The 1,247-nt window shown below is 65.6% G+C and carries 1 protein-coding gene; it reads left to right on the top strand.

The window, feature by feature from the left end; translation table 11 throughout:
- Nucleotides 1-63: 63 nt before the first annotated feature.
- Nucleotides 64-1,208, top strand: a protein-coding gene (locus C2L58_RS15075) for an IS3 family transposase (RefSeq protein ID WP_103338204.1) whose coding sequence is annotated in 2 segments (ribosomal slippage) — nt 64-337 and nt 337-1,208 — 1,146 coding nt in all. Because the reading frame shifts where the segments join, the coding sequence is not laid out codon by codon here.
- Nucleotides 1,209-1,247 lie beyond the last annotated feature (39 nt).

Below are 1,247 nucleotides of genomic sequence, written 5' to 3'. Positions count from 1 at the left end.
TGCCCCCGGTTCGGTTGACTCCTGACCTGTGAGGATGCGCTCCTCGCTGGAAGGATGCCCACCATGCCCAAAGCGTTCCCGCCGGAGTTCCGCCGCGACGTGGTCGCGGTCGCCCGCAAGGGCGAAGCGCCGATCTCGCAGATCGCAAAAGACTTCGGGATCTCCGAGTCCTGCCTGCACCGCTGGCTCAAGATCGCCGACACCGACGACGGGAACCGGCCCGGCACCACGACCACGGAGTCAGTAGAGCTGCGTGAGCTGCGCAAACGCGCCAAGCTGCTGGAGCAGGAGAACGAGATCCTGCGCCGAGCCGCGGCGTACTTCGCCAAGGAGATCTCCCCAAAATGACCTACCCGCTGGTCGAGGACCTGGCCGCCGACGGGTTCCCCGTCGCGGTGACCTGCCGGGTCCTGGGGTTCACCAAACAGGCGTACTACGCCTGGAGGGCGGCCCCGGTCACCCGCCGCGACCTGGACGACGCCTATCTGATCAACGCCGCGCTCGACATCCATCGTGACGACCCCGCGTTCGGGCACCGGTTCATCGCTGACGAACTGCCTGCTCGGGGCATCACGGCCGGGGTGAACCGGGTCGCGCGGCTGTGCGCTCAGCAGAGAATCTGGTCGGCGTTCGCGAAGAAGAAGGGACTGACCAGACGGGCCGGGCCACCAGTGCACGACGACCTGGTGCGCAAGAGGTTCGCCGCTGAGGCTCCGGACCGGCTGTGGCTGACCGACATCACCGAACATCCCACCGCCGAGGGCAAGCTGTATCTCTGCGCGATCAAGGATGTCTACTCTTGCCGGATCGTCGGCTACTCGATCGATTCGAGGATGACGTCGTCATTGGCGGTGTCGGCGTTGCGTAACGCGGTCCGGCTGCGGGAGCCGACCGGCACGATCGTGCACTCGGACAGGGGCAGCCAATTCCGGTCGCGGGAGTTCGTGAACACATTGCAGCGCAATGGTTTACGTGGATCGATGGGACGGGTCGGGGCGTGTGGTGACAACGCCGCGATGGAGTCCTTCTTCGCGCTGTTGCAGAAGAACGTCCTGGATCGGCAACGCTGGCAGACCCGCGAGGAACTGCGTCTGGCGATCGTGACCTGGATCGAACGCACCTACCATCGCCGGCGTCGGCAGGCCCGCCTCGGCAAGCTCACGCCGATCGAGTTTGAGACAATCAACAGGCACGCAACCGCGGCCTGATCCACCCCACCTGCGAGTCAACCAAACTCGGGGCAGTCC

Source organism: Amycolatopsis sp. CA-126428 (assembly GCF_002904335.1).
In the GTDB taxonomy this organism is placed as follows: domain Bacteria; phylum Actinomycetota; class Actinomycetes; order Mycobacteriales; family Pseudonocardiaceae; genus Amycolatopsis.
This window is presented reverse-complemented; position numbering and strand designations above follow the sequence as displayed.